This is a genomic window from Solimicrobium silvestre (assembly GCF_002976435.1).
In the GTDB taxonomy this organism is placed as follows: domain Bacteria; phylum Pseudomonadota; class Gammaproteobacteria; order Burkholderiales; family Burkholderiaceae_D; genus Solimicrobium; species Solimicrobium silvestre.
The window spans coordinates 22,817-49,635 of sequence record NZ_PUGF01000007.1; the positions used below are offsets into that span (position 1 = coordinate 22,817).

Sequence of the window (26,819 nt, forward strand, 5' to 3'; positions counted from 1 at the left end):
AAAAAATTAAATTCAAATCAAATAGGTGTAAAGGTAACTAAGTACAAACATTACGGGCAGTTTTCGTCGTTTGACTTACTCCGGCAATGTCCATACATAATCCACGGCAGTCCATGTTTGCTGCGGTTTTCCATCAACAGTGCCAGGTTTAAACTTACACAAACTCAGCCCATTTTTTGCAGCGGCATCCAACGCTCTGAAGCCTGACGACTTCTCGATTTTTGAATCAGCTACACGACCATCTAAACCAATCAGGAACGCAATACGCACTGTGCCGTGTTCTTCATTGCGGACAGAATTACGCGGATAGTCCGGCTTGTCACAGGTACTGAAATCAACCACAGCTGCTACAACGGACGGGCCGCTTGCTTTGGCTACTACCGGTGGTGCTGCAACTGCTTTGGTAAAGTCCTGACGCGGTGGCTGTACATTCGATACGGCTGAAATCGTATTCACCACTGGCTGTTGTGCAACTTGCACTTCTGGCGGTGGAATAAACGGCGGTGGTGGCGCTGCCAGTTTTGGCGGTGGCGGCGGTGCATCTGGCGGTGGTGGCGGTGGCTTCACCTCTTCAATGACTTTAGTTTCTATCGGTATGTCTTTAATGACCGCAATGATTTGCTTACCTAAGCCGTTTAACAGCGCGTAGATAACTATCACGTGAATCAATACTACAACAGAAATTCCAACCAATTTCTTGGTGGGGTCCTGCCCGTGCTCTGAAAAATCCATACAAACCCTCCATTACTAACTACATAATATTTACTACCGAACCGTGTTTTGTCTCCGGATTGGCAGCACTTTATACTATTTTTAGGCAATTACGTCTATTAATTGCTGTAAATCAATTTTCCTAAACCAATATTACCTTGGAACTGATTAAAACTGATAGAAGCATTTGATTTAAACATTTTCTAATTTTGAATTACGCATGCTGTAAGAAAAATAAAATATCAGCGCAAACGATAACCATACGGCAAATAAAGTGAAGGTATGCGTTGGTAAATCAGCAATCAGATAAATACAAAACAGAACACTTAAAATAGGAAATAACGGATAAAACGGCACTTTAAAGCCACGTGGTAAATCTGGGCGCGTTCGACGCAAAATAATAACGCCAGTCGATACAATCGCAAAAGCCACCAAGGTACCCATACTCGTTAAATCTGCCAGCACATCTAAAGGTAATAAGGCCGCTGCTATCGCCACCAAGGTGCCCACAATCACGGTATTTTTCCGAGGGGTTTTAGTATGCGCATCCACCTTGGCAAAAATTTTCGGCAGCATGCCATCGCGTGCCATCGCGTACAAAATCCGCGTTTGCCCATATAACGTCACTAAGGTAATGCTAAAGATGGAAATAACTGCCCCCATCGCCAGAATCACACCCGGCCAAGTAGCGCCAGTAATGCGACGTAAAATTTGTACCAGCCCAGCTTCATTACCATTAAATTCGGTATACGGTTGCGAACCGACGCCAACAATCGCGACCAATACATACACCGCCGTTACAATCGCCAATGAAAATAAAATGGCTAATGGCAGCGTACGTTTGGGATTTTTTACTTCATCGCTCGCCGTGGCAATGGTATCTAAACCGATATAAGAGAAGAAAATACTGGAAGCCGCTGCACCAACGCCGCTCATGCCCATCGGCATAAAAGGATGCAGGTTAGACGAATGAAACGCCGTCAAACCAATCAAAATAAACATAATTAAAACGGCAATTTTAACTACCACCATAATCGCGTTGACTCGGGCGGATTCTTTCGTCCCTCGCAATAATAAAACGCAGCACATAAAAACCAGCACCACGGCGGGTAGATTAAAAATACCGCCATTCACCCCGGGCGGATTAGCAATCGCGGCGGGCATACGCATACCTAACAAATCGAACGATAATTCATTCAGATACTGGCCCCAGCCGACCGCAATCGCCGAGGTTGAAATGCCATATTCCAGCAGCAAACACCAGCCGACCAAGTAAGCGACCATTTCGCCCATGGTGGCGTAAGTATAGGAATAGGAAGAACCGGTGGAGGGAATCGAGGAAGCTAATTCTGCATAACACAGCGCTGTCAGAGCGGCAGTAATACCGGCAATGATAAAAGATAAAATAACACCCGGGCCCGCTTTAGGAACAGCATCGCCCAGAATCACAAAAATACCGGAGCCAATAGTGGCTCCGACGCCGAACATGGTCAGTTGAAACAAACCGATAGTACGATGCAGGCCGCCCGTAGCCTCTTCTCCGTGCGTTGGCATGGCGTCAATCGGTTTGGTGCGCAGCATCCTTTCAAACAGCGAAGGCGTGCTTAATTTGGTAGAAATACTCATTCGATTTTGTCCCGGAAATCTCACCTAATTCTAGTTTTCTAGTTTTATTTAGGCTACAACACAAAAGGAGGGGAAGTCAGCGACTTCCCCTAAGCTTACTAAACGAAAAACGGCTAATTTTACAGCTTACCGGTCAAAGTTACACCAATTGTTCGTGGTGACATGCGATAAGCTTCATCTGCCGTGCCTTGTACTTGTGGGCGTTGAATGATTTTTTGGCTATTCGCTATATTTCTGACATATAACGACACGTCCCATTTTTCAAAACTAACACCGGTGCTGGCATCTACGTTGGCATACGCCGGACGTTGGTAGTCAGGATTGCTTGGCGCTAATGTGCCGTTGGAAGTACCTGTCCAGTGCGCCGCCGTGCGAACGAAACCCATTACATCGTCATTGATAGCGAAGTTATATTGCCCGGTTAATGCCAGGTTAAATTTAGGTACACCAGGAACATCAGCGCCCTTCACCGCACCAACGACACCAGCATTAAGACCAGCATCATCTGACAGCGTTGCGTGGGTATAACCGCCAGCCAAATCAAGAACCACGCTAGAAATTGGTTTATATTTCACTTCAATTTCGCCGCCATAGCTAGTAGCACTACCTACATTGGTGTTATAGGCATAGCCGCAATTAGCTAAGGTGATTTGCTGTTGCAGATTCTTCCAGTCGATATAAAACAGATCGGCATTCACGGACAAGGTATTGTCTAAGAAGCGTGATTTATCACCGACTTCATAACTCCAGAGCGTATCTGCACCGAAGCTGAGCGGATTCGGCGTAGTCATTCCACAATAGCCCATTGGTAACGGGAAGTTAGAGCCACCAACCCGGAAACCTTCTGCTGCTGTGGCATACAAGGTGTCGGTTTTATCGACTTCCCAAGTAATCGCAAACTTAGGAGTAGCCTTGCTTCCACTGCTGTCTTGGACGTTATAGGCATTACCGTCATTAGTACCGTCGTTAGCAAAATATAGTCCGGCAGCACGGCTAAAGGTTTCTTTGGCTTCTAAAAAGCGCAGGCCAGCAGTCGCGTGAACGGTAGGAATAAAGTAGTAGTTTGCTTCACCAAAAACGGCTTGCTGTGTATCGTGGTAAGCACGATGCGCAAAGTAGGAATTATCATTTGGGAAACCTGCCGTCACTGTTCCAGCCAGATCAGCTGGATTGCTTGGATTCATACCAGCGGCATTAAAAGCAGCATTGATCCCATACACCGGTTCATTATCAGTAATATTGGTATTCATGTTGGAGACATAAGCGCCAGCAACCCACGTGAATGGCGAAACGCTTTGGTCATACGGCTTTGAAGCGATGCGTACCTCTTGCGAAAACTGGGTCACTTCGTTATTCAAGAAAACAGCAGAAGGCAACGCTCCAACGACGGAAGCCAGCGCAGGATCATTCTGCACTTGCGATCCCAGATAAACGCTGTTCACCGTTGTACCATCTTGAGTACGGTTAAAGTTACGTTTGAAGTAGCTGGTGACTGAAGTGATATCACCCACATCCATACTGTAGTTAATTGTCAGGCTCGGCACCACCATGGTGTCTTTACCAGGCTCACGCACCAGCTTGGCAGTTTCATTTTTAGGTATAGGTGTTCCATTCAATAGGGTGAGATATGAAACATCAATATCGCCTGTATTTACCTGCTGATAAAACACGGAAGGCGTAATGGATAAATCTTTAGTCGGCATCCATTTCATCGCTATCCGCGCAACCCGATCATCTTCCCAGTTAATACCGTTCGCAATCACTGCCGCAGTAGTCGGGTTGACTTGATTAATGAAGCCGCTTTTATGTGCGGATTCAACACCAATGCGCAAGGCCAATTCATTGGGGATCAGCACCGCATTGAAAACACCAGTCTCGGTATTATTCGTACCGCCACCCGCGGTGGAAGAAACATCGGCAGAGATATTGGTTTCTTGTATTTTTAAGTTGGGTTGATTACTAATGAATTTAACCGTGCCACCCATTGAACTTGCGCCGTACAGCGTCCCTTGTGGGCCGCGTAATACTTCAATATGGTCTAAATCGAAAAATTTTGGCTCAGCACTTCCCATGCTGTACAGATTACCGACCGTCATTGACACATCATCTAAATAAATGCCAACCGTGGCAGAACCTGCTTCAGAACTAATCCCGCGCATTTCCACATTCGACAAGCCAGGGCCATTACCCGCATTACCGCCACCGCCACCGCCCGAGAATGAAATATTAGGGATTGAACGGGTAGCAGAAGCAAAGTCTTCAATGTGTTGCGCGGCTAATTCATCACCACCAATCACCGAAATACTGAGCGGCACCTTGCTGGCGTCTTCTTTACGCTTATTCGCGGTAATGATGACGGTTTGAATCTGGTTTGAATTTTTGACTGAAGTTGGTGCGGGGGTGGCAGTTGAATCCGGTGTTTCGGTTGATGCTGGTGCAGATGCGGCTGGCGCTGCGGTGGTTTGTGCTACTTCTTGTGCCCAGGTTGGTGCACAAATAAAAGTTGAGGCGAAGGTTGATGCGACTGCTGCGGCACAGATGAAATTAAACTGTCGGTTCGCCATAATTCATTATCTCCAAGTGATATTTATTTATTGAATTCTATTTAGCTCAACTTTGTTTATTGCGTTGACGCTCACATCGACTAAGCAATATGTGCGCCATGTTTGTCATGCTTTATCTTTCTTTTTTAAAAATTAATTCATCCGTATTTACCGCTATAACTTCCTAAGTCGCAACTATTTATTTAGTTGAAACAGTTATGGCGCGGAGTTGTACGGTTTTGACGCAGCTCTATGTAAATGCTCCTTTCGAACTTTTATTTCGTTTATCACTAAAAAATCAGAGTTTATTTGTTAAATTAACCTTAGCCTTCCGTTCGCACGAAATATGTATAGATAACTTACTTTATTTCTGAAAAATAAGTATATACATGGCAAAGCAAGTTCAACAAAAAAATATTACTGTATGTGGTTTTTTTAACGTATCGAATTGGCTGTTGCAAAGAACGGGTAACGTTGTTTGGCAAGCTTTTGATATTCAGAAATCGTGCTAAGTGGATCGCACTTAGTGAATGGAGTTGATTCTACTTAGCAACTAAAACAAACTCTTTTCAATCTGCGACATGAATTTACATAAAGTTGACGGGCGATGTGGTCGAGATTAAAAGTCGCAAATTAAAATTGAATGTGGCGTGGGCACGTTTTTGTACCCACGCTACGTCACAGCTTAATAAATACCGGTTGCGTAATACACCGCAATCACAAAAAACACGGCCATGGTTTTAATGCAGGTCACCGCAAAAATATCGCCATAAGAAACCCGATGCGTTAAGCCGGTTACTGCCAGCAAGGTAATCACCGCACCATTATGGGGCAAAGTATCCATCCCGCCGCTCGCCATCGAAGCAATCCGGTGCATTACTTCCAATGGTATGTGCGCTGCATTCGCCGCTTGAATAAAGGTATCGGACATCGCTGCCAATGCAATACTCAAACCACCTGAAGCGGAACCGGTAATCCCTGCCAGAGCAGTGACAGTAATAGCCTCATTGACGAGTGGATTCGGGATCGACTTCAACGCATCAGCCACAATCAAAAAGCCCGGCAAACTAGCGATCACCGCACCGAAACCATATTCGGTTGCGGTATTAGTGGCCGCTAACAAGGCCCCTGCTATCGCCGCCTTCGAGCCATCGGCAAATTGTTTTTTGATCGGTTTAAAGGCCAAGACCAACACAGTCAAAATACCAACCAATAAGGCAGCTTCAACTGCCCAAATCGCCGCCACTTTAGAGATTTCCGTCACAACTGGCTTAGCATTTCCTGCTAGTTGCAAGTTGTAGGATTGACCGTAAAGTTGAGGTATGAGGCCAGTAAATACTTTATTTAATACTGCCACCAACACCAAGGGCAACAACGCAATTAGTGGGTTAGGCAATTTTTCATGGGTAAACGCTTCGGGCTCATTCAAATGATTCTCTCCGTAGCCCTCACCTTTTGCTAATGCGGCTTTACGACGCCATTCCAGATACAGCATGCCCATTAACAAAATAAACATGCCGCCAATAACACCTAACCAAGGCGCTGCCCAAGTAGTGGTTTTAAAAAAAGTGCTCGGAATAATGTTTTGAATTTGCGGCGTACCGGGTAACGAATCCATCGTAAAACTAAATGCGCCCAAGGCAATTGTGCCGGGAATTAAACGCTTGGGAATATTCCCTTGTTTGAACATCTCCGCAGCAAATGGATACACCGCGAACACCACAACAAATAAAGAAACGCCGCCGTAGGTGAGTACCGCACACACCAACACAATCGACAAGATGGCGCGTTGCGATCCGACCACCTGAATAATGCTGGATACAATGGCTTTGGAAAATCCAGATAATTCAATTACTTTACCGAACAATGCGCCCAGCAAAAATACCGGGAAATACAGCTTAAGAAAGCCCACCATTTTTTCCATAAACACACTGGTGAACATTGGAGCTACCATGCCTGGATCGGTCAAGAACACCGCGGCCAGGGCAATTATCGGCGCAAACAGAATGACGCTAAAGCCGCGGTACGCGACAAACATCAGTAAGAACAAGGCAGCCAAGACGACGAGAAGTGCCATACATATCCTTAGAAAATAAGTTGATCAAGGTGAAACCAAATGGTTTTATTAATTGTGCAAATACTCATCAAACAAAAAACCTACAGCGGCATAGTCACTCTACTAAATCAGTAGCGCCACTAGAGCCAAACAATTGCAATTTCAACTGCGCCAACTGATCCCGCACTTGCGCTGCTTTTTCAAACTCCAGATTCTTGGCATGATCCAGCATGGATTTTTCCAACCGTTTAATTTCTTTACTAACCTGCTTTTCGCTCATCACCTCATAACGTGCATGCTCTTGCGCCGCATCCAACTCTGCTCTGGCCGCTTGCGGGTTGTATACACCGTCGATCAAATCACGGATATGTTTCACCACACCAGTTGGGGTAATGTTGTTGGCTTTATTAAAGGCGATTTGCTTATTACGACGGCGCTCGGTTTCCTCCATGGCGCGACTCATTGAATTGGTGATTTTGTCACCGTATAAAATCGCCATCCCGTTTAAATTACGCGCGGCACGGCCGATAGTTTGAATCAGGCTGCGCTCAGAACGCAAGAAACCTTCTTTATCCGCATCTAAAATAGCCACCAGAGATACCTCAGGAATATCCAAACCTTCTCGCAACAGGTTAATCCCGACCAGTACATCAAAAGTGCCGAGGCGTAAATCACGCAAAATCTCTACCCGCTCTACCGTATCAATATCGCTGTGCAAATAACGTACTTTAATACCGTGCTCACCCAAGAAATCGGTCAACTGCTCTGCCATGCGCTTGGTTAAGGTCGTGACTAAGATGCGCTCATTCTTCTTGACCCGCATATGAATTTGCGTCATCAAATCATCAACTTGCGTACTGGCTGGCAGCACGATGATCATTGGATCAACCAGCCCCGTCGGGCGCACCACCTGCTCCACTACTTGATTGGTATGTTCGGCTTCATATGCAGCCGGGGTCGCGGACACAAACACCGTTTGGCGCATTTTTGACTCGAACTCATCAAACCTTAACGGGCGGTTATCTAGTGCTGATGGCAGACGAAAACCGTAATCCACCAAATTGGTTTTGCGCGCCCTATCGCCGTTATACATACCGGTAAATTGTCCGATCAGCACATGCGACTCATCCAAAAACATGAGCGCATCTTTCGGCAAATAATCAACCAACGTCGGTGGCGGCTCACCCGGAAGTGCGCCACTTAAATGCCGTGAATAATTTTCAATCCCTTTGGTAAAGCCAATTTCACTCATCATTTCCAAATCAAAGCGTGTGCGCTGTTCTATGCGCTGCTCTTCAATGAGTTTATTTTCTTTTCTAAAGAAAACCAAACGTTCACCCAACTCGGCTTTAATCGTTTCAATCGCTCGCAACACCGTGGCGCGAGGTGTAACGTAATGCGAACCGGGATACACGGTGAAGCGCACAATTTTTTGCTTAATGCGACCAGTCAGTGGATCAAATAACTGCAGGTTTTCAATCTCATCGTCAAACATTTCCACGCGCACGGCCAATTCTGCATGTTCGGCAGGGAAAATATCAATCGTGTCACCACGCACCCGAAACGTACCGCGCCCAAAATCAACTTCATTGCGGGTGTATTGCATTTGAATTAAACGGGCGATGATGTCACGCTGACTCACCCGGTCTTTGGCGCGCAACGTAAGAATCATTTGATGGTATTCGTTCGGGTTCCCAATACCGTAAATCGCCGAAACGGTTGCAACAATAATCACGTCGCGCCGCTCCATCAGCGACTTGGTGCATGACAGGCGCATTTGCTCGATGTGCTCATTAATCGCGGAATCTTTTTCAATGAAAAGATCGCGCTGCGGCACATAGGCTTCAGGCTGGTAATAATCGTAGTAACTGACGAAGTATTCCACCGCATTGTGTGGAAAAAATTCACGGAATTCACTATATAACTGCGCTGCCAGAGTTTTATTCGGCGCAAACACAATCGCTGGACGGCCAGTACGCGCAATCACATTCGCCATCGTGTAGGTTTTACCGGAACCAGTCACTCCCAATAGAGTTTGATATGCCAGACCGTCGTTAATACCCTCAACTAATTGATCAATTGCTACCGGTTGATCACCTGCTGGCGCAAATGGTTGAAATAATTGATAAGGTGAATTTGGAAAACGCACAGTTTGCCCTTCAGGCACTGCGTTTTTCTGTGGGTCAGTTATTGAAATCCCTGCTAAATCCGCCATGGGCGTAACCTTTGTTATAGAATACTGATTGATTATTTATAGCCTTGCATTTTACTCATTTAGTTTGAATCTAGTCTGAATTTCGTCTAATTATTGCCGAATTTACTCAGAATTTTCTCTTCTTTTTTATTTAAAGCCACAATGACTTCCACCTCTACCCCTTCGCTGTTTACCGCCATCGAATTGGCACCTCGCGACCCTATTTTAGGGATCACTGAAGCCTACAACGCCGATACCAACCCTAAAAAAGTGAATCTGGGCGTAGGCGTTTATTACGATGACAACGGCAAAGTCCCCTTGCTGGAATGCGTACAACGTGCCGAAGCGCTGCTAATCGCCACAGTAACGCCACGCACCTATTTGCCGATTGACGGTTTGGCAACCTACGACAAAGCGGTTCAGGAATTAGTGTTTGGCGCAGAGAGTAAAGTGATTGCAGAAAAGCGTGTAATTACCGCTCAAGCTATCGGTGGAACTGGCGCATTAAAACTTGGCGCCGACTTCTTAAAACGTTTCGCACCAGACGCGCAAGTGTGGATTAGTGACCCAAGCTGGGAAAACCACCGCGCCCTGTTTGAATCGGCCGGTTTTGTCGTCAACAATTACCCTTACTACGACGCAGCAACTCACGGCGTTGACTTTGAAAGCATGTTAGCCAGCTTCAAAACTATGCCGGCTGGCTCTATCGTCTTGTTGCACGCTTGCTGCCACAATCCAACCGGCGCAGATTTAAACGCCGACCAGTGGAGCAAAATCATTGAAGTCGTCACCAGCCGTGGCTTGGTTCCCTTCCTCGACATGGCGTATCAAGGCTTTGGCGAAGGCATTGAAACAGACGGCCAGGTAGTACGCCGCTTTGCCGCAGCGGGCGGACCGTTGTTTGTATCTAACTCATTTTCAAAATCATTCTCGCTATACGGCGAACGGGTCGGCGCATTAAGCATTGTTGCCACCGACAGCGCAGAGGCTGCCCGAGTATTGTCGCAATTAAAACGCATCATCCGAACCAACTACTCGAACCCGCCAACTCATGGTGGAAAAGTCGTGGCAACCGTATTGTCCAATCCAGAATTACGCGCTTTATGGGAAACAGAATTAGCCGCCATGCGCGTACGAATCCGCGCCAATCGTGAATTATTAGTTGATTTACTCAAGCAAAAAGCACCAAGCCATGACTTTGCTTTTGTTAAACAACAATGCGGCATGTTCTCTTATTCAGGACTCAGTAAAGAACAGGTAGACCAATTACGCAACAATAATGCTATCTACGCCGTCGACACTGGCCGTATCTGCGTTGCCGCCTTAAATTCCAGCAACATCAATTACGTGGTGGATGCAATCTGCCAAGTTTTGTAATAAATAATAGGGGAAATTGCTTGACGAGTTAAACAACTCCCCCTATAATCTCGCTTCTGTTCCCTGATAGCTCAGTTGGTAGAGCGACGGACTGTTAATCCGCAGGTCCCTGGTTCGAGTCCAGGTCGGGGAGCCACAGAATATAAAGGGCCGCAAGCAATTGCGGCCCTTTTTCTATTTCTGCTTTTGTGACGTATTTGTGCCGTAAAGTAAAGATCCCACCACATCCGCATGCTTCGCCATCTGTGCTGGGGCAAGGTGCGCATACCGCCTCACCATCTCTGCAGGCTTCCATCCACCCATTTCCTGCAAGTCATACATCGGAGTGCCATTTTGCACTAACCAGCTTGCCCAAGTATGTCGAAGGTCTAGATCGACATGATGGATAGCTGGCTCATGCTTCCCACATTCCCCCCACAAGGTTGGCGAGATATTCTTCGCGCGATGCTCAGGTCATGTTGGTTGCCGGATTAATTGATTCCGGTCTGAATTGGCGAAGCGTACCGAGGCAAATCTCTGCCTCGGTATCGCCTCTCGTGGAACTTGACTTAATTCGGCGCAAACGCCTTTTCGCTCAAATCGATGACGTCACCGTCATGCTGGTCACGGCATAGTTCGGATCGCCTGCATACAGCCAGATTCCGCGATTATCGGCATTGCAGCCATATGTCTCTGTAGTGGGGTCATAGATGAGGTTGAATGTATCCGTACGCGACGTACCATTTTTAAAGGTACTGAAGACATTGCAGTGATAACCAGCCGCTGTACGAAAACGTGGAATCCAATACACACCGCCGTTGGGCTGCAAAGACGGATCCGTGTTGAAAGCCAACATGGTGGACACCAGTCCTTGGGTGCCGACTGCCGTTTGAGAGATCGTCAAACTAAAGGTCAACGCAGCGTTATGGATGGGTATGTTGCTGACCTGGACGTAGTTACCTGAACTAAATGACGAAGGAAGATTGGCAAGCGTAGTCAAATTGTTGTTCGGTGCATCAAAATCAACGCCGAGCACTTTGGTAATAGTATCGGAAATCAGCGCAAAACCAACTTCAGGGTAGGTCGACGTTCCGCCTTGAACTTGCCATGCGGCCAGCCTTGTTAGCCATTTCCATGCAGTATCAGGCATATTCGCATTGTAAAAAGCTGTCGGCAAATACGTGTGCGATTCGACACCCGGCGATTGCAGGCTATTTCCAGCAGCGACAAAAGCGGCTTCGGCGTTACTATCAACATAGGTGGCCTGATTGGCCAACGCAGTTGGATCGGTAATGATGCCCTTATAGAGCGGAAACAGATTGGGCTCTTGAGCGTAGTGATCATAATAGGTCAGGCTTGCGTAATTGGCGCTGGAATAAGTCGTGCCAGTCACCCCAGTCAATGCGACGGAAAAATGCCCGGCTCCGCCAAGATACCAATGCGAATTGAAGTTCGATGACAGCGTATTGAATTGCCCAGCCATATTGGTTGTATCGCCAGAGGCTTGCATTGCCGGGTATTGCGATACGCCGCGATAGTAAGCGATCTCACTTGCCGCCATATCACCGCCGAGCACAATGCTGGTGGTAGGTGGGACGCCTGCGTTGGAGACGAATTCGTTGTAAGTCGCCGCTTCACCGTCCTCCAGCCTTGCCATCCGGAAGCCATCGGCATTGATGTATTGGTTATTATTGATATTGGAAAAATTGTTGTTAATGTTATTGATATATGCGCTAAACGCAGAACCAAGATACCTACTGTCGGCGGTCAGTCGATACATATTTGCGATGTTTTGACCGATCTCAAATGGCGCCGGTGATTCGTCGTTTTGTTCATATTCATTTCCGTTTGCCCCAATTGCCCAATATGGAGCTAGTGCGCCGGAATTGTTATGGAGAATCGTCGCGAAATGGTATGCCATCTGATAGTTTTGTTCATACATTCCGAGATAATAGGCACCGGTTGCCTGATGTACATAGTCTCTTGAATAGTAAGCGCATCGATTTTGAATGCCCGCCAGATAGCCGGTTACCATCGTTGATTCTGCGCATCGGGAATCGGTTGTAGGCCATCCCAGACTCAGTAGAAACGGGTAATTCGCATCGGTGAAATTCAACAACCGCGCCTCCGTTACCGCCTGATTGAAGCCGCTTTGTAGTCCAGCGTCGCTTGAGGTTGCCGTAAGTTCCGTACTCGATGCCGCCGCCAATTGTCGTGCTTCGGTCTTGCCGACAGCAGCAGCGCTGCTATCAGCAGGGCTATTACCTCCACCGCAGCCATATAATATTGCGCTGCCGGTTAGCATTGCCAACAGACTCCGCTTCCTAAATATTGAATTCAATTGCGGTCGCGTAGCACGTAATTCATCCGCGCGATCATGCATCCCGGCAGTATATTTTTTTCCGAACTTCTGTGAGCTTTTGTTCATTATTCTGTCTCCTATTGTGAATGGGAAAAACTTAAATATGAGAATGAAGCACAACTAAAACAGTGGATTTTTTGCTGCAAAATACAGTTACTGAAGCTGCCACTTGCCATCCGGCCTAATCCACATTGATCGAGATGACAATCTTGCCCGGTTGATCCTTGTCGCTCGCGCGACCGCCAAGAAAGGCGCAGTCAAATTCCCTAGTTGGCGCTGCCACATGAACGCCTCACGCTCAAGGGCACTATGTCTTTCACACACATATGCTCTATCGGCTCCCCTGCAACCAGCTAGCAAAATTTTAACGCTGCATGCACACAGCAAAGTATGACTTAATTGAACACTGGTATATGAAAAAGGAATACCTGAACTGGTCAGGCTCAGGCTGACGTCTCTAAAAGTCGCATTGCGCCTGAAGCAGATCCGCTGGCAGGCGAACCGTCCGATAGCCGTCGAAAATGCCGGTGTCGGGATCCCGAGTTGGATGGGCTGAAGCTGTGCTTGTCGCCAACTCGCCTGGTATTTATTAAGCGCGCCCGAAAAAAATCTTCCATCAGCAAGCTCTCAAGGTCCGACGTCTTGGCACACGCCTTTTTATGTCGGCGAGAAACACGCACCCTACGCTCCACATCATCGTGATCGCGTCGAGATCGAGCTTCCACTGCCGCTCCTTTTTTGCTGCCTTTGATGACGCCAATGCCTACATAAATATGTATCGACAATAGAATGATCAAATAATCTTGATCATTCTATCGATCAGCCCACCGCTGACACGCGATTAATAAAACTTATAATCCACACTCAAACGCAGCATTCTTCCTTCCGCATCTTGCAGACTCGACGGAATAATTCCACCGACTCCAAATGCGCGCAAATCGGCCGGAGCTCTTTGCTGAAACATATTCAGGAGATTCATTTTCAACACTAAATTTTTGAATCCCGAATACGACAGCGCATAGTCAGTAGTACGCGCCGACGCAACGCGGCACTGTGAGGCGGAAAAGCCATTAGTTGCGCAACCCTTCAAGCTCCATGTTGTATCGTTTTGTCCATACTGCAAATCGTACCCCCCAGTGTAGTTGTACCGTAATGAATTGGAAAAACCTTTGTAATCCCAACCCAAGGTGAAGTTGGCGACCATTTGCGGCATATCATATTGACCGGTCAAATTTTCATTTGCGGTTGACACCGAGGTATCGTAGTAGGTCATATTGTAGGTACCGTCCAATATCTCCAACAACTTACCCCAACTACCCAAATTTTGATTACCTTTAAAGGCAATATCGATACCGCTCGTGCTTTGCTGGAAGATATTTTCCATCTGTAGAGTCATATTCTGCAACGGTCCGGTAGTGACACCGTACTGAGTTAGCTCTGTCGCACTGAAGGTCTGATCCCCTCCTGAGTTGAACGGAACCCGATTAATCTGGACGCCTGCTGGCAAAGGCCCTCCATTCAGCAGCTGTGATGTTGATGGTGTGCCTATGGTATTTCTGCGATCAATATGCCAGTAATCCAGTGACGTGCTGTATCCCTTAACTGGCTCATACACCGCTCCAAAAGAAAAACTTTTGGAACTTTCTGGCTGTAGATTCGGGTTATTCCTAACTTCAGAAGCCAAACCAAAACTGCACTCCTGCGCCCATACCGATTCGGCGCGGGCATTCAGCACTGCAGCCTGCGGATCGTTTGCAGGTAACGCCGCTGCCTGTGCATATAAGGAATTCGATAAGGCCGATGCCTGCGGACATCGCTGCGGATCCGCGGTGCCGTTGGCATAGGCAAATTTCACGGAATTGGCACTTTCAATCAGGTTCGGAGCCCGAAAACCATTCTCATAGGTTCCACGCAACAGCAGGGAATCCGTCACTGCATAGCGCAATGCCAGTTTTGGCGAAAAATGGGTAGCCAGGTTGGGATATTTATCGGCACGTAATGCGGCCTGCATTTCCAGATCTTTAGCAAGCGGAATACTCAATTCACTGTATGCCGACTCGATGTTTCTGGATGAATCGGCCGCACTGATTCCATAGCCGACAATATCGCCATCTAGTAAATTGGAGGTTGGTTGGATACTCATGCTTTCATGCCGGATCTCGCCACCAGCCGCAAAATTGATCATCCCTGCAGGTACCTTAAACAGCGGACCGGTTATTTTGGCATCGGCAAACTCGGCTTTGGTATCGCCCGTATTGCCGTACACAGGGAACAGCGTATTTAATACTGCCGGACTATTTACCTGCCCTGGATGATATCCACCAGGTTGAGCAAAAAAATTTGGATCAGACGCTGTATAAGCCAAATTGACGTTGGGATTGTTATTAAGCCGAAAATTATTGTAGTTACCTATTTCCTGTATAAATCCAGCACTGCTGAAGGTGCCCTGCGAAGACTGAACTGCTTTGGAGCCCATCACGCCAAGCGCGGATTCCCATTCATATTGATTGATATTGCCACGCAATCCACCCAATACGCGAAACTGAGTCGCCGTCACATCCTGGTAGTCGGGCGCATCGGTAAATCGATATCTAAAACCAACGCCATCGTCTCCTGTAGGATTTAACGGACTATTGGCGGCCAAACCAAGTTCATTGAAAACCAAAGATTTTCCGGTAGAAGGATTGCCCCACTGAGTCGGCGCAAGTCCATCTCCATAGTATGGAAATGCTCCCAGATATTTTGTGGTATTTCTCGAAAAACTAATTTCGGAAAACGCCTCGATTCCGCCTTCCAATTTAAATGTGCCAGTGCTAAAAAAATTGGCACGTTCTGATTCGGGCACTGCCTGAAACCGTTGATATCGATTGTATTTGCAAAGACCACCAATAATCAGACTGGGCGCACATCCGGCCACCGGCTGTGTATTGGGACCGTCTATGATATTTCCTGGCGTCGAATAGCTTGAGAAAGTACCAAAGCCTGGGGACGTTTTGGTCAGATCTGGGTTGGTGTATTGCTCCAAATTGGTCCACATCACGTTGTCACGCTTCAGAAAATCGGCGTTGAGCAAAATGTTGTAGCCATCTTTATTCATATCGCCGAAGCCGGTGGTAATAGATGCCTTATTGGTTCCAAATGTATGGCTCTGCAGAGACTTGACAGCATCAGCATTGACTTCGAGTCCTTGGAAATTGGTACGGGTAATAATATTGATGACGCCGGCGACAGCGTCCGATCCGTAAATCGCAGACGCACCACTTTTTAAAATTTCAACACGCTCAACTGCATCAAGCGGAATGGCATCCACATTGCTGAACACGTTGGTATAGTCGGCGAATCCATAAGAAGAGATTCGTCGTCCATTCACCAAAACCAAGGTTGATTGCGGTCCCAGATTTCGTAATGATACGTTCGATGCTCCGGGCGCGAATGAGTTAGAACCGCCCAAATCAGACAGTCCACCTGTCGATCCAGAGATATTTCCGATCAGATCTGCTACTGTAGATACGCCCTGACGGGTGATGTCTGCACGGGTAATAACCTGAACTGGAGAGGCAGTTTCAGTATCAACTGTCTTAATATTTGATCCGGTAATAATAACTTTCGTTACCTTATCATCGGGATCAGACTGAGTTGGATCAGCATGCGCAACCACACAAGCACTTCCTACCAAAATAGATACCGCGAATTTAATCGGTGTAATCCTTAATTTATTTTTGAATTCCATGTCCACTCCAATTTGATTTTTTATTCGAATTTGAATTTGATTTATTCACCACTCAACGAACTAAACAAAAAAAACAATCGTTACTATTTGGCGCTGCGACTTTTTTTACTAACGGAAATTCCAGATAGTTCAATTTAATGACGTCGCAGCTGCTTAACCGGACAGACTGTCATGTCAGCATCGCGCCAGCAAACTCCTCCCTGTGTATCAACACGGAATATTTTTTGCTGAGCGGATTTTAGCGCTGCGACTTGATTTCACAATATGATTTAAATGCATATAGCTATCTGATTTTGGAATGCGTAAAAAACGACAAATGAAACGTTCAGCGCATTAATCGAGACTAGTGGTGATCCGTAGAAGGGGGACATGTCCGTGTCCAGTTTTTGAAAAATGGAGGCGACAGTTCGATGGTGGCAAAACAGGTAAAAAAACAGCCGGTTTTTTTAATGTATCAGAAGACAATACGAACCGACTGCAATGAGGAAATCGTTGTAATTCAGATGCATGTTCGAACGACCAGATCGCGGTGGCAAACCTATTCAGGCAAGATCACATTTATCATTGCATGGCCATCCCAATCTCGGTCCACAATCAATTTCCCATGCAACCTGACCTGCACATGCTGACGTTGTTGCTTGATGCGAGTAGTGGAAATATCCAGACCCGATTCGCTTACCTGGCCATCTACGAATCCGGCGCCGAATGCACGGATATTGGTGAGCGCCATATGCGGCCACGCTTTGGGCAGTCTTGGCGCAATGTTAAAACTGCGCAGTCCGACCGGTTCAATGCCAAACAGTCCTTCAACGATAACTCTGGCGTATAAGGCGCTTTCAGCTGAAAGCTGACGTTGGTTGCCTTCCGGCCACGCTTCGATCGCATAAGGAACATGTTCGCCTGTCAGGCGCATACCGGAGTAATAACGAAAATACGGCATCACCTGTTCGAGCTCGCCGACTTTCATCAGGCCACGAAAACCATACAACGTGGCGCGGTCCCAATAGGTGTTCGATTCTGCTTCGCTGAGCACGCCATTGAGCGACCACAATTGTGGCGACAGCAGCGCCGCAACGGTGCCGGCCTTGCGTTCTTCCATGCCGAATACCAGCGGCAAAGCGATCCAGGCACGCAGTTTGGTATTGCCGTCATAGTAGCGATAGGTATCGAATCCGCCCACGTTGGCGGCAAAGTATCGGTTGATGGCACTGCGCTGCAGCTGCGCTTCTTCGTTCAACGCGCTTCGCTCCTGCGGGTCTTGGCTCAGGCGGGCGGCGCCAATCAGGCTGGCATAGGCCAGCACGTTGGTGCTCAAATTCGCTTTGCCCGATTCAAACCGCCCTTCCAGTTCATCACTATCAGAATGCACGATACCCGCCGCGTCGCGCTGCCGACGCGTATATTCCAGACACCAGTTAATCAGGGGGTGAACTTGTTCTGCAAGCGCCGCATCGCCTTGCGCCAGTGCGAACTGCCCGGCGCCGTAGGCAATCATCGCGCAATCACCGCGGTCGCCGGCACCATTCCAAAACCCCCGTCCCTCGGCAATGATGGATGAAGGTATCGGCTGATAGGTCGGATTCATGTAACCGGCGAACAACCTAAAGCTGTTCAATGCCGCTTCCACGCCGCTGGCATCGCCGAGATAGGGAAAAAATGGATTGGCATATTCAGCCTGATCATTAGCCCAGATGGCGGCATAGTACCTCCCCCCGCCCGGCGCGTGCAGCAGACCACCGCGCGTAGCGAAAATACTTTCTGCGGCGCGGATTTTGGCAAATTCGAACATTTGATTCAAGACAGGTTCGGGCGTATCCAGCACCAATCTGGAACGCCAGGACTGCAATTTTTGCCGACGTGCTGCAAGCTGTTCATTGACATCAACGTACACCATTTCATTAACCAGTTGGGCTTGGTACAGGACATCGACATGCATGCTCTGACCCGACTTGAGCGAACCACTGCTGGCGCGTGAAAATGCTCTGATCAGATACGAGCCGTGCGTGCCGGCCTGCGCTGGCGTGGTCTCGGTTTTATTCAATGCATCAAAACGGTAAGCAATGACAGTGTCGGTATGATTGGTCAGGGTGAGACGCTCTATCAGTGCCGGTTCATCCGTCGCGGGAGAAAGCAGTCTGGTCAGACTCAGACCGCGCATGAGCTCCGAATCGAGGGTGAGCTGGCCGTCATAACGAATCTTGCGTAACGTTTCCTTTGGAGCTACATGCCCATCTATTTCGATGGACGGACTGTCGGCCAATTCAAATTTCCGTATCAGGCTAGCATGGGTATCGTCCGGAATAGTGCGCAGCATAGGCCACACCAGAGTGCGACGCAAATTCAGGCTGCCGTTGACATCTCGCCCATAATCGATGATGGTAGAAACCTGGCGTCCACTCATTTCCAGTTGATCAGTGTGCTGGTCCGTCGCGCTGGTTTGTATACCATTTTGTTGTATGGTCCAGCGCGGGTGTAGTGTTGGTATGATTTCTGCGTTGACCACTGCCGGCCCCAACAGATTGAACGCAATCAGGAAACCATACGCCATTATTTTTTTTAGCCGTGATGCAATCATTTCTCCGCACCCTGCATTGGCCGATAATCAAGCCTCAGCATTACGACACCATGCGACGGCACCATCGCCGTGTAAGATGATCTGGCGGCGGGCAAATTTTTGGCCAACCAAACATCGCGTAACTGCATATCCAACTGGTCCGGCAAATTCAGCATGTCCCAACTTACTGTCACTGAGTGCGCCGTTTCGCTGCGATTAAGCAATACCACGGCGCGCCCACCGCCCTGCAACGGCCGAGCCCAAACTTCATCTCCAACGTGTTTGGCTACCCGTTTGGCTTGAATTCCCAGCGCGTCCTGATCGATGGCAATCACTTCGCGGTTGGTCAAAATCGCCCTGGTCTGCTCAGTCATCGCCGACAGATCGTTACCGGCCATCAGCGGCGCGGCCAGTATGGCCCACAGACTGAAGTGCGAGCGGTATTCTTCATTACTCATCTTGCCGTTGCCGACTTCCAGCATGTCCGGATCATTCCAATGACCGGGACCGGAAAAACTTTCCAGTCCGACCTGCAGATCAAGTATGTCCATGACCCCATGCTCAAAGGTTTTTTTTCCTTCCCAGTGATCATAAATGTCGTCGGTGGTACGCCACAGATTGCCGATATTCGTTCCCCACTGCCACGGCTTATTCAAGCCCCATTCACAAATACTCAGGACGATGGGGCGACCAGTGGCGCGAAGTGCATCACTCATGGTTTCATAAGACGATTTGGCGTTTTGATCGTAGGTGGAACACCAATCGTATTTCAGATAATCGACACCCCACTCGGCGTATTTTTGCGCATCTTGATATTCATGCCCCAGACTACCGGGTCGCTTGCCGCAGGTCAGACTGCCGGCATCGGAATAGATGCCGAATTTCAGTCCCCTGGAATGTATGTAATCGCCCAACGCCTTCATCCCTGAAGGAAAGCGCGCCGGATCTGCGTAGATATTGCCAGCCTTGTCGCGACCCTGCTGCCAGCAATCATCGATCACGATGTATTCATATCCGGCATCGCGCATGCCAGACGTCACCATCGCATCGGCGGCCTGGCGCAGAAGCGCCTCACTGACGTTGCACGCAAATTTATTCCAGGTATTCCACCCCATAGGCGGCGTCAGTGCTAAATTATTCCCGACACGCTCAGGACGCGGTGGAGCGGCTTCGGCACGGGCATACTGGATGACCAACAGTTGGCTAACTATCAGAATCAGCAGGATCAGAATTCGAAATGGTTTCATAGTCTCCCTGACATGGATTTATTTTTTTAGATCGATACCGGTTGGTACGGCCCAGGACAGCAAAATTCTACCGCTGCGCGCACGCGTCAATGCATAACTTAACTGATGGTTGGTATATGAAAATGGAATGTCGGGGCCAGTCCGGTTCTGGCTGGCGATTCCATCAACCGCATGGCTTGACTTGCGCGCAATGCATCCAGCATCAGTTCGGCGCTCAGTGACAGTCGGCACCGACTACGCATCATGAATCCATATGCCTCCAAGCCTATTCCGAGTTGAAATGGCAATTCGTCCAGTAATCCTGCGTCCAGATAAACCCGCATCGCTTCTCTTGGCAGTGCGACGATCATATTACTGTCGGCCAGTAGAACGGAAATCAGCGAGATGTCCTCAGTTTCCACCGTGCCACTCGGACAGTCCAGGCCCTGCGCAAGGAACAGATTCGTCAGCCGGGCACGCAAGATGCTGCCGGGCGATGGCAGTATCCAGCTTCCCTCCAATAGTGATTTCAGGGATAAATCCGTATGGGTCAGCCAAGGATGTCCGGCACGTACAAATAAACTGTGCGGCTCATCCCGGATCGCTTCGAACGTGAATTCTTCGTCCGGATTTAATTGATGCCCTATCACCAGATCGAGTTCGGCGGATCGTAATTTTTGCAATAACTGAACGCTGGTATCGACGGTAACGCTGACGTTGATACGGGCATAGCGTTGCTTGAGAATCTGGATAGCACGCGGTACCACACTGATCGATGGCGCCAGCACCGTACCGAGAGCCACGCGGCCGCACAGTCCGGATCTGCGCTCATCAATTTCTTGTTGCGCTACTGTCATTTCATTGAGCGCGGCTTCCGCACGGCGTATCATAACTTCACCGTATCTGGTGGGAAAAATACCGCGCGGTTGACGTTCGAACAGAGTCACATTCAAGGCATACTCAATTTCGGCGAGAAGTTTCGACACTGCAGATTGGGTCATGTGCACAGACTGCGCGGCGCGTGAAATTGAACCGTGCCGTCCCAGCTCCACCATCAGCACCAGATGTTTAATCTTTAAATAATGTCTGACAAACTTTTCAGAAGCGCTATTGCGCATGGGGCTACCTTATCGATCAAGCTGCATAGGCTGTCGCAACGCTGATACGGATAGATCCGTTTTGAATGGCGATGGCGATAATTTGATGACTGTACAGAAATATTGCAGTCTGATCTATGCGGAATTCGTCATTTCTGAATAATATATCCGCATAGTCACTAGTAGGTCTCGACGTCATTTTCTGATACGCGTACACCGGAGTGTACGTAATAAATAACTGGCATAGGCATAGTGTTACCATCAACATTTTCGTCACGCACTTTGCCATTTCTTTGTAATTAATGACGAAATCTGCACAGGTCAAACAATTACACCCAAACCCGATATATAGTTGTTTGCCGATAGATTTGTCCGGGACGCAGTACCACCGCATCAGCCCACGGGCTGTTAATTTGATTGGGATAAGCCTGTGCTTCCAGACAAAATCCGGCATACCGTTCATAAACTGAATTGCCACGACCCGACACTCCGGTCAGAAAATTACCACTATAAAACTGCAAGCCGGCCTGATCGGTGCAGACCGATAAATTTCGACCTGAAGCAGGATCGAAAACGGCAGCAACCTGGCGTAATTTCCCCGACCGTCCGTCGCGTTCCGGCTGAACGCAATAGCAATGATCAAAGATGCTCTGCACCGGTGGCTGGGCATCCAGCCAGGACAATCTTGGCCCGATAGCAGCTGGCTGCCGAAAATCGAAGGCGCTACCGGAAACGTCGGCGCACTGAATCGGAATGTGATCGGCGTCGGTCTGGAGATAATAACTAGCGTTGATAGTCAGGAGATGTTCGCCGATATCAGTGAGACCGCCGTTTAAATTGAAGTAGGGATGAGAAGTCAGATTCACAGGCGTAGCTCGGTCGGTGTGAGCTTCATAGACTATGCTCAACTGACCCAGCTCATCCAGACGATAGCGCAGCACGATGCGCAAGTTGCCCGGAAATCCGCCGCTGCCGTCTGGGTCCAGGTACTGCAAAATAAGTTCGTTCTGACTCTGAGTGACTTGCCAGAACACCCGATGCAAACCGGCATACCCGCCATGCAGATGGTGTATGCCGTCATTGCTGTCGACATGGTATTGAACACCGTCAAGTGTAAAGTGTGCGGTAGAAATCCGGTTGGCCCAACGTCCAACTATGGCTCCGAAATAATCGAAATTATTGACGTAGTCAGTAGCGTTGCGGTAGCCGAGCAGCACGTCGGCCAGTTGACCGTCACGATCAGGCGCGAGCCATGACACCAGGCTGGCGCCATGCGGGCTGACGGTTACGGTCATGCCAGAAGCATTGCGTAACGTGTACAAATTTTGATATTGAGATGAAGAGATGGTAATCATCAATTTATTTAATGTTGACATATTCCGACAGCGACTCCGGTCAGGAATGGTAACAGATGCCGATGCCGAATTCGGCACTGTGCATGTATTCCATTTTCATATGGGTATCCACGAATTATTCATATTTGCCGTTCAATTGATCCGACTACACTCGTGCTGGTCACTTGAACACCTTACTGCATCTATGAAAATAACCAAATTAACTACCTACCGCATTGCCCCACGTTGGATGCTATTGAAAATCGACACCGACGCCGGCATAGTCGGCTGGGGTGAGCCTATCATCGAAGGACGCGCACGCACCGTTGAAATGGCAGTACAGGAAATGCAACCCTATTTGATCGGACAGGATCCTGCGCGTATCAATGATCTGTGGCATGCCATGTATCGCGGCGGATTTTACCGCGGCGGATCGATCTTGATGAGTGCCATCGCAGGCATTGATCAGGCCTTATGGGATATCAAAGGCAAAGTACATGGCGTTCCGGTCTATCAGCTTTTGGGAGGCCTGGTACGCGACCGCATGAAAACCTATAGCTGGGTTGGCGGCGACCGTCCGTCGGACGTGATTGCAGGCATAACTTCATTGCGTAATGCCGGATTTGATACGTTTAAACTGAACGGCACGGAAGAACTCGGCATGATCGACAGCGCGATGGCTATCGATGCTGCGGTAGAGCGCATAGCTGAAATTCGCGCCGCATTTGGCTCGACGATTGAATTCGGCATCGATTTTCATGGTCGGGTTTCTGCGCCGATGGCCAAGGTGTTGCTGCGCGAACTGGAGCCGTACCGGCCGCTGTTTGTCGAGGAGCCAGTTCTGGCTGAACAGGCCGAATATTATCCACGTTTGGCCAACAGCACCTCGATTCCGTTGGCCGCCGGCGAACGCATGTATTCACGCTTCGATTTCAAAAACGTGTTTCATCAGGGCGGCCTGTCTATCGTTCAGCCCGACCTGTCGCATGCTGGCGGCATTACCGAATGCTGCAAGATTGCAGCTATGGCCGAGGCCTATGAAATCGCACTGGCCCCGCATTGCCCGCTGGGACCGATAGCATTGGCGGCATGTCTACAGGTGGACTTCGTCTCGCACAACGCGGTATTGCAGGAACAAAGCATCGGCATCCATTACAACCAGGGCGCCGAATTGCTGGACTACGTCATCAATCGGGAGGACTTTAAGATCACGAACGGCTATATCGCGCCTTTCCCAAAACCCGGCCTGGGAGTGGAAATCGACGAGGAACGGGTTATCGCCGCTAGCCTCAATCCGCCCGACTGGCGCAATCCACTATGGCGCCATGCCGATGGCAGCGTGGCCGAATGGTGACCAGCCAGCCTTCATTAATCGGCATCGACTGGGGCAGCACCAGCCTGCGCGCCTACCTATTTGACGCAGATGGCGCCGTGCTTGAAACCCGCGCAACGACGCAAGGGGCTTCTGGCATGGCTGATGCCGACAGTTATCTGAATACGCTGTACCAATTAACCGGCGACTGGATGCAAACCGGCGGCAGGAAAAATAATCTATCCGTGCTGGCCTGTGGAATGGTGGGCTCTGCGCATGGCTGGCAGGAAGTGCCGTATGTGGAATGCGTCGCCGACATCAACAAAGTAGCCGCCAATCTGGTAAAAATACATCACCAGCCGGTACACATTATTCCCGGCCTGATTTGCAGCCCCGACAATTTACCGCCTGACGTCATGCGTGGCGAGGAGACACAATTGATCGGTGCGCTGCGAAATTTGCCGAATCTGACCAGCGAAGCATGTATCGTTTTACCGGGCACCCATTCCAAATGGGCGCGAACCAGCCACGGCACAATTTGTGCGTTCGCCACCCATATGACCGGTGAACTATTTTTCGTACTGCGCCAACATTCTGTACTTGGCCGTCTGCTTCCCGAATCCGGAATCACCAGGGACGATGCTGCTTTTTTGAATGGCGTGCGCGCCTCACGCGATCAGGGCTATCTGGGTTTAAGCCACCAGCTGTTTTCCGTGCGCAGCCTGGGATTGACGAAGAATATGAATGGAATGGAATTAACTGAATATCTGTCTGGTCTGTTGATAGGCCACGAAGTACAGGCCGGGCTGAACTGGCGAAAACTGGCTGGGCTGGAATCGGCGCCGCTGGTGCTGGCGGGTGATCCAGAACTATGCCGACGCTATGTACATGCCATGAGCAGTTACGACGTCACCGATGCTGTTGTGCTCTCTGACACCGCCCCGGCTGGTCTGTGGAGCGTGGCATTGGCATCAGGCATTACCAGACAGTCGTTAAACTGAATTGAACATCATCCAATATTAAATCGTGTTTACTATTTTCAGGCACCTACAGTGAGCAATTATACTTCCCGCTTTACCGCCGCCTTTTCGGCACTCCCACTGGTGGCGATTCTACGTGGCATCCATCCGTCGGAAGTGGAAGCCGTCGCGGCTGCGCTGTACGCAGAGGGATTCAGACTGATTGAAGTGCCGCTGAATTCACCGCAGGCGCTCGATTCAATCAAACTGCTCAGACGCTGTCTTCCGGATGATGCGCTCGTCGGTGCCGGAACCGTATTAACAACTAACGCTGTTGTTCAGGTGCAGGATGCGGGCGGAACATTGATTGTCATGCCCCACGCCGACCTGGTCGTCATCGCAGCAAGCAAACAGGCCGGCATGGCTTGCGTGCCGGGCGTGACAACGTTGACGGAAGCATTTTCTGCTTATTTTTCCGGTGCCGATGCGCTGAAATTATTTCCTGCCGAATTAATCCCTCCGGTTGCATTAAAAGCGATGCGCGCCGTTTTGCCTCCGGCTCTGCCCGTTATGCCCGTCGGCGGAATCACTACCAGCAATATGGCTGAATACCGGCAGGCTGGTGCGCAGGGCTTTGGCCTGGGATCAGCGTTGTTTTCCAGCGGCATGGTGGCAACAGATGTGGCCAAACGGGGGCGCCTTTTCGCCGACAAATGGCAGCAGATAAGCAATACCGAAATCTCATAATGATCATGCAAATAACCATTTATTTTCAAAGGTAATGTCCATGTTCGCGCAATCTTCCTTAACGCCGGAATTGACCATGTCGGTGGTGCACGCGCAAAAAAATATCCTCGGTGAAGGCCTGCTATGGCATCCGGCTGATCAGCGCTGGTGGTGGACCGATATTGAATCAGCCACGATTCATGCCTGGTCGGGTGAAACCGGCTTGCGCTGCGATTTCCAACCGGGTGGTCGGGTCGGTTCGATGGCGCACAGCAGATCCGGGCGGATTTTGCTCGGCATGGCGAAGTGGGTGTGCACGGCCGAGCTACCCGATCTGGCGGCGGTGCCGCTGGTTGCCGTGGATCCGGCAGAGCCGCGCACCCGCATCAACGACGGGCGCACCGACCGCAGCGGCAATTTTGTATTCGGCACGATGAACGAAGCGACAGATAAGCGGGCCATCGCCAGCTTCTATCACTATTCGCATCTACACGGATTACGACGCCTGGCGCTGCCTGCGGTAGCTGTCGCCAACAGTATTTGCTTTAGCCCGGATGGCAAAACCATGTATTTTTGCGACACGCCCACGCGCTGCATTATGCAATGTGACTACGACAGCGACAGCGCACAGGTGAATAATATTCGCCTCTTTTCGAAGGTGGCCGACGCCGATGGCGTGGCCGCATTTCCCGACGGATCGGTCATTGATCGTCATGGATGCCTGTGGAATGCCCAATGGGGTGCATCGCAAATCGCGCAATACGCGCCGGATGGTCGCTTGATACGCCGCATTGCCGTACCGGTCAAAAATCCGACCTGCCCTGCCTTTGGTGGCTCCAATCTGGACATGTTGATGGTCACCAGTTCAACCCAGGAAATGAGTAACGCAGAATTGATCCACATGCCGGATGCAGGCAGCCTGTTTGGCATCACATTGCCGGAGCCGATCGGGATAGCAGAGACCTTGTTTGACGATATGCCAGATGTTTCTGTTGCAGTTGAAATCAGAATGAATACTAAACAATCATAATCA

Annotated in this window: 18 protein-coding genes and 1 tRNA gene; 6 read left to right on the forward strand and 13 right to left on the reverse strand. The window is 49.2% G+C overall.

The features are described from left to right. Window positions 1–75 precede the first annotated feature (75 nt). The 5 genes from S2091_RS08810 to uvrB form a co-directional block, all read right to left on the reverse strand. Window positions 76–732 carry an energy transducer TonB gene (locus S2091_RS08810; protein ID WP_105531442.1) on the reverse strand — a complete coding sequence of 219 codons (657 nt, stop codon included), beginning with the start codon at window positions 730–732 and terminating at the stop codon, window positions 76–78. Window positions 733–903: 171 nt separating this feature from the next. Then, a complete protein-coding gene (locus S2091_RS08815; protein WP_207769663.1) occupies window positions 904–2,337 on the reverse strand; it encodes an amino acid permease in 1,434 nt (477 codons plus the stop codon). Window positions 2,338–2,456: 119 nt separating this feature from the next. After that, window positions 2,457–4,901 carry a TonB-dependent receptor gene (locus S2091_RS08820; RefSeq protein WP_105531443.1) on the reverse strand — a complete coding sequence of 815 codons (2,445 nt, stop codon included), beginning with the start codon at window positions 4,899–4,901 and terminating at the stop codon, window positions 2,457–2,459. A gap of 664 nt (window positions 4,902–5,565) precedes the next feature. Then, complete coding sequence (locus S2091_RS08825; RefSeq protein ID WP_105531444.1) at window positions 5,566–6,957, reverse strand: GntP family permease; 1,392 nt, start codon at window positions 6,955–6,957, stop codon at window positions 5,566–5,568. A 94-nt stretch (window positions 6,958–7,051) separates the two neighbouring features. Next, window positions 7,052–9,151: an excinuclease ABC subunit UvrB gene (gene uvrB / locus S2091_RS08830; protein WP_105531445.1), complete on the reverse strand. Its 2,100-nt coding sequence runs from the start codon at window positions 9,149–9,151 to the stop codon at window positions 7,052–7,054. Between the two features lie 141 nt (window positions 9,152–9,292). On the opposite strand from uvrB, the gene S2091_RS08835 reads away from it, so the two are divergent. Continuing rightward, complete coding sequence (locus S2091_RS08835; protein ID WP_105531446.1) at window positions 9,293–10,507, forward strand: amino acid aminotransferase; 1,215 nt, start codon at window positions 9,293–9,295, stop codon at window positions 10,505–10,507. A gap of 60 nt (window positions 10,508–10,567) precedes the next feature. After that, a tRNA-Asn gene (locus tag S2091_RS08840) sits at window positions 10,568–10,643 on the forward strand. A gap of 38 nt (window positions 10,644–10,681) precedes the next feature. Here the strand turns inward: S2091_RS08840 and S2091_RS24640 are convergent. The 8 genes from S2091_RS24640 to S2091_RS08880 form a co-directional block, all read right to left on the reverse strand. Then, the gene (locus tag S2091_RS24640) at window positions 10,682–10,828 is read right to left on the reverse strand and encodes a hypothetical protein (RefSeq protein ID WP_480935827.1); all 147 of its coding nucleotides are present in this window, start codon (window positions 10,826–10,828) and stop codon (window positions 10,682–10,684) included. Between the two features lie 253 nt (window positions 10,829–11,081). Next, complete coding sequence (locus tag S2091_RS08850) at window positions 11,082–12,914, reverse strand: hypothetical protein (RefSeq protein WP_105531448.1); 1,833 nt, start codon at window positions 12,912–12,914, stop codon at window positions 11,082–11,084. Between the two features lie 377 nt (window positions 12,915–13,291). After that, the gene (locus S2091_RS23840) at window positions 13,292–13,573 is read right to left on the reverse strand and encodes a hypothetical protein (RefSeq protein WP_133166884.1); all 282 of its coding nucleotides are present in this window, start codon (window positions 13,571–13,573) and stop codon (window positions 13,292–13,294) included. Between the two features lie 116 nt (window positions 13,574–13,689). Further along, window positions 13,690–16,578 carry a TonB-dependent receptor plug domain-containing protein gene (locus S2091_RS08855; RefSeq protein WP_105531449.1) on the reverse strand — a complete coding sequence of 963 codons (2,889 nt, stop codon included), beginning with the start codon at window positions 16,576–16,578 and terminating at the stop codon, window positions 13,690–13,692. 538 nt (window positions 16,579–17,116) lie between these two features. Then, window positions 17,117–19,153: a hypothetical protein gene (locus tag S2091_RS08860; RefSeq protein WP_105531450.1), complete on the reverse strand. Its 2,037-nt coding sequence runs from the start codon at window positions 19,151–19,153 to the stop codon at window positions 17,117–17,119. Further along, entirely contained in the window at window positions 19,150–20,379 is a 1,230-nt protein-coding gene (locus S2091_RS08865) for a glycoside hydrolase family 27 protein (RefSeq protein ID WP_207769664.1), read from the reverse strand. The genes S2091_RS08860 and S2091_RS08865 overlap by 4 nt, the downstream gene beginning before the upstream one ends. Window positions 20,380–20,477: 98 nt before the next feature. Continuing rightward, complete coding sequence (locus S2091_RS08870) at window positions 20,478–21,476, reverse strand: LysR family transcriptional regulator (RefSeq protein ID WP_105531451.1); 999 nt, start codon at window positions 21,474–21,476, stop codon at window positions 20,478–20,480. A 308-nt stretch (window positions 21,477–21,784) separates the two neighbouring features. Then, the gene (locus S2091_RS08880) at window positions 21,785–22,831 is read right to left on the reverse strand and encodes an aldose epimerase family protein (RefSeq protein WP_243405366.1); all 1,047 of its coding nucleotides are present in this window, start codon (window positions 22,829–22,831) and stop codon (window positions 21,785–21,787) included. Window positions 22,832–22,994: 163 nt separating this feature from the next. Here S2091_RS08880 and dgoD point away from each other — a divergent pair, with 163 nt between their 5' ends. Genes dgoD through S2091_RS08900 form a run of 4 tightly spaced genes read left to right on the forward strand, consistent with a single transcriptional unit; the run spans window position 22,995 to window position 26,816 of the window. After that, window positions 22,995–24,143, forward strand: coding sequence for a galactonate dehydratase (dgoD, locus tag S2091_RS08885; RefSeq protein ID WP_105531578.1), 1,149 nt, complete (start codon window positions 22,995–22,997; stop codon window positions 24,141–24,143). Continuing rightward, a complete protein-coding gene (locus S2091_RS08890) occupies window positions 24,107–25,102 on the forward strand; it encodes a 2-dehydro-3-deoxygalactonokinase (protein WP_105531454.1) in 996 nt (331 codons plus the stop codon). The genes dgoD and S2091_RS08890 overlap by 37 nt, the downstream gene beginning before the upstream one ends. Window positions 25,103–25,153: 51 nt before the next feature. After that, window positions 25,154–25,807, forward strand: a complete 654-nt coding sequence (locus tag S2091_RS08895; RefSeq protein WP_105531455.1) for a 2-dehydro-3-deoxy-6-phosphogalactonate aldolase — start codon at window positions 25,154–25,156, stop codon at window positions 25,805–25,807. A gap of 40 nt (window positions 25,808–25,847) precedes the next feature. Continuing rightward, entirely contained in the window at window positions 25,848–26,816 is a 969-nt protein-coding gene (locus S2091_RS08900; protein ID WP_165794955.1) for an SMP-30/gluconolactonase/LRE family protein, read from the forward strand. The last annotated feature ends 3 nt before the right edge of the window (window positions 26,817–26,819 follow it).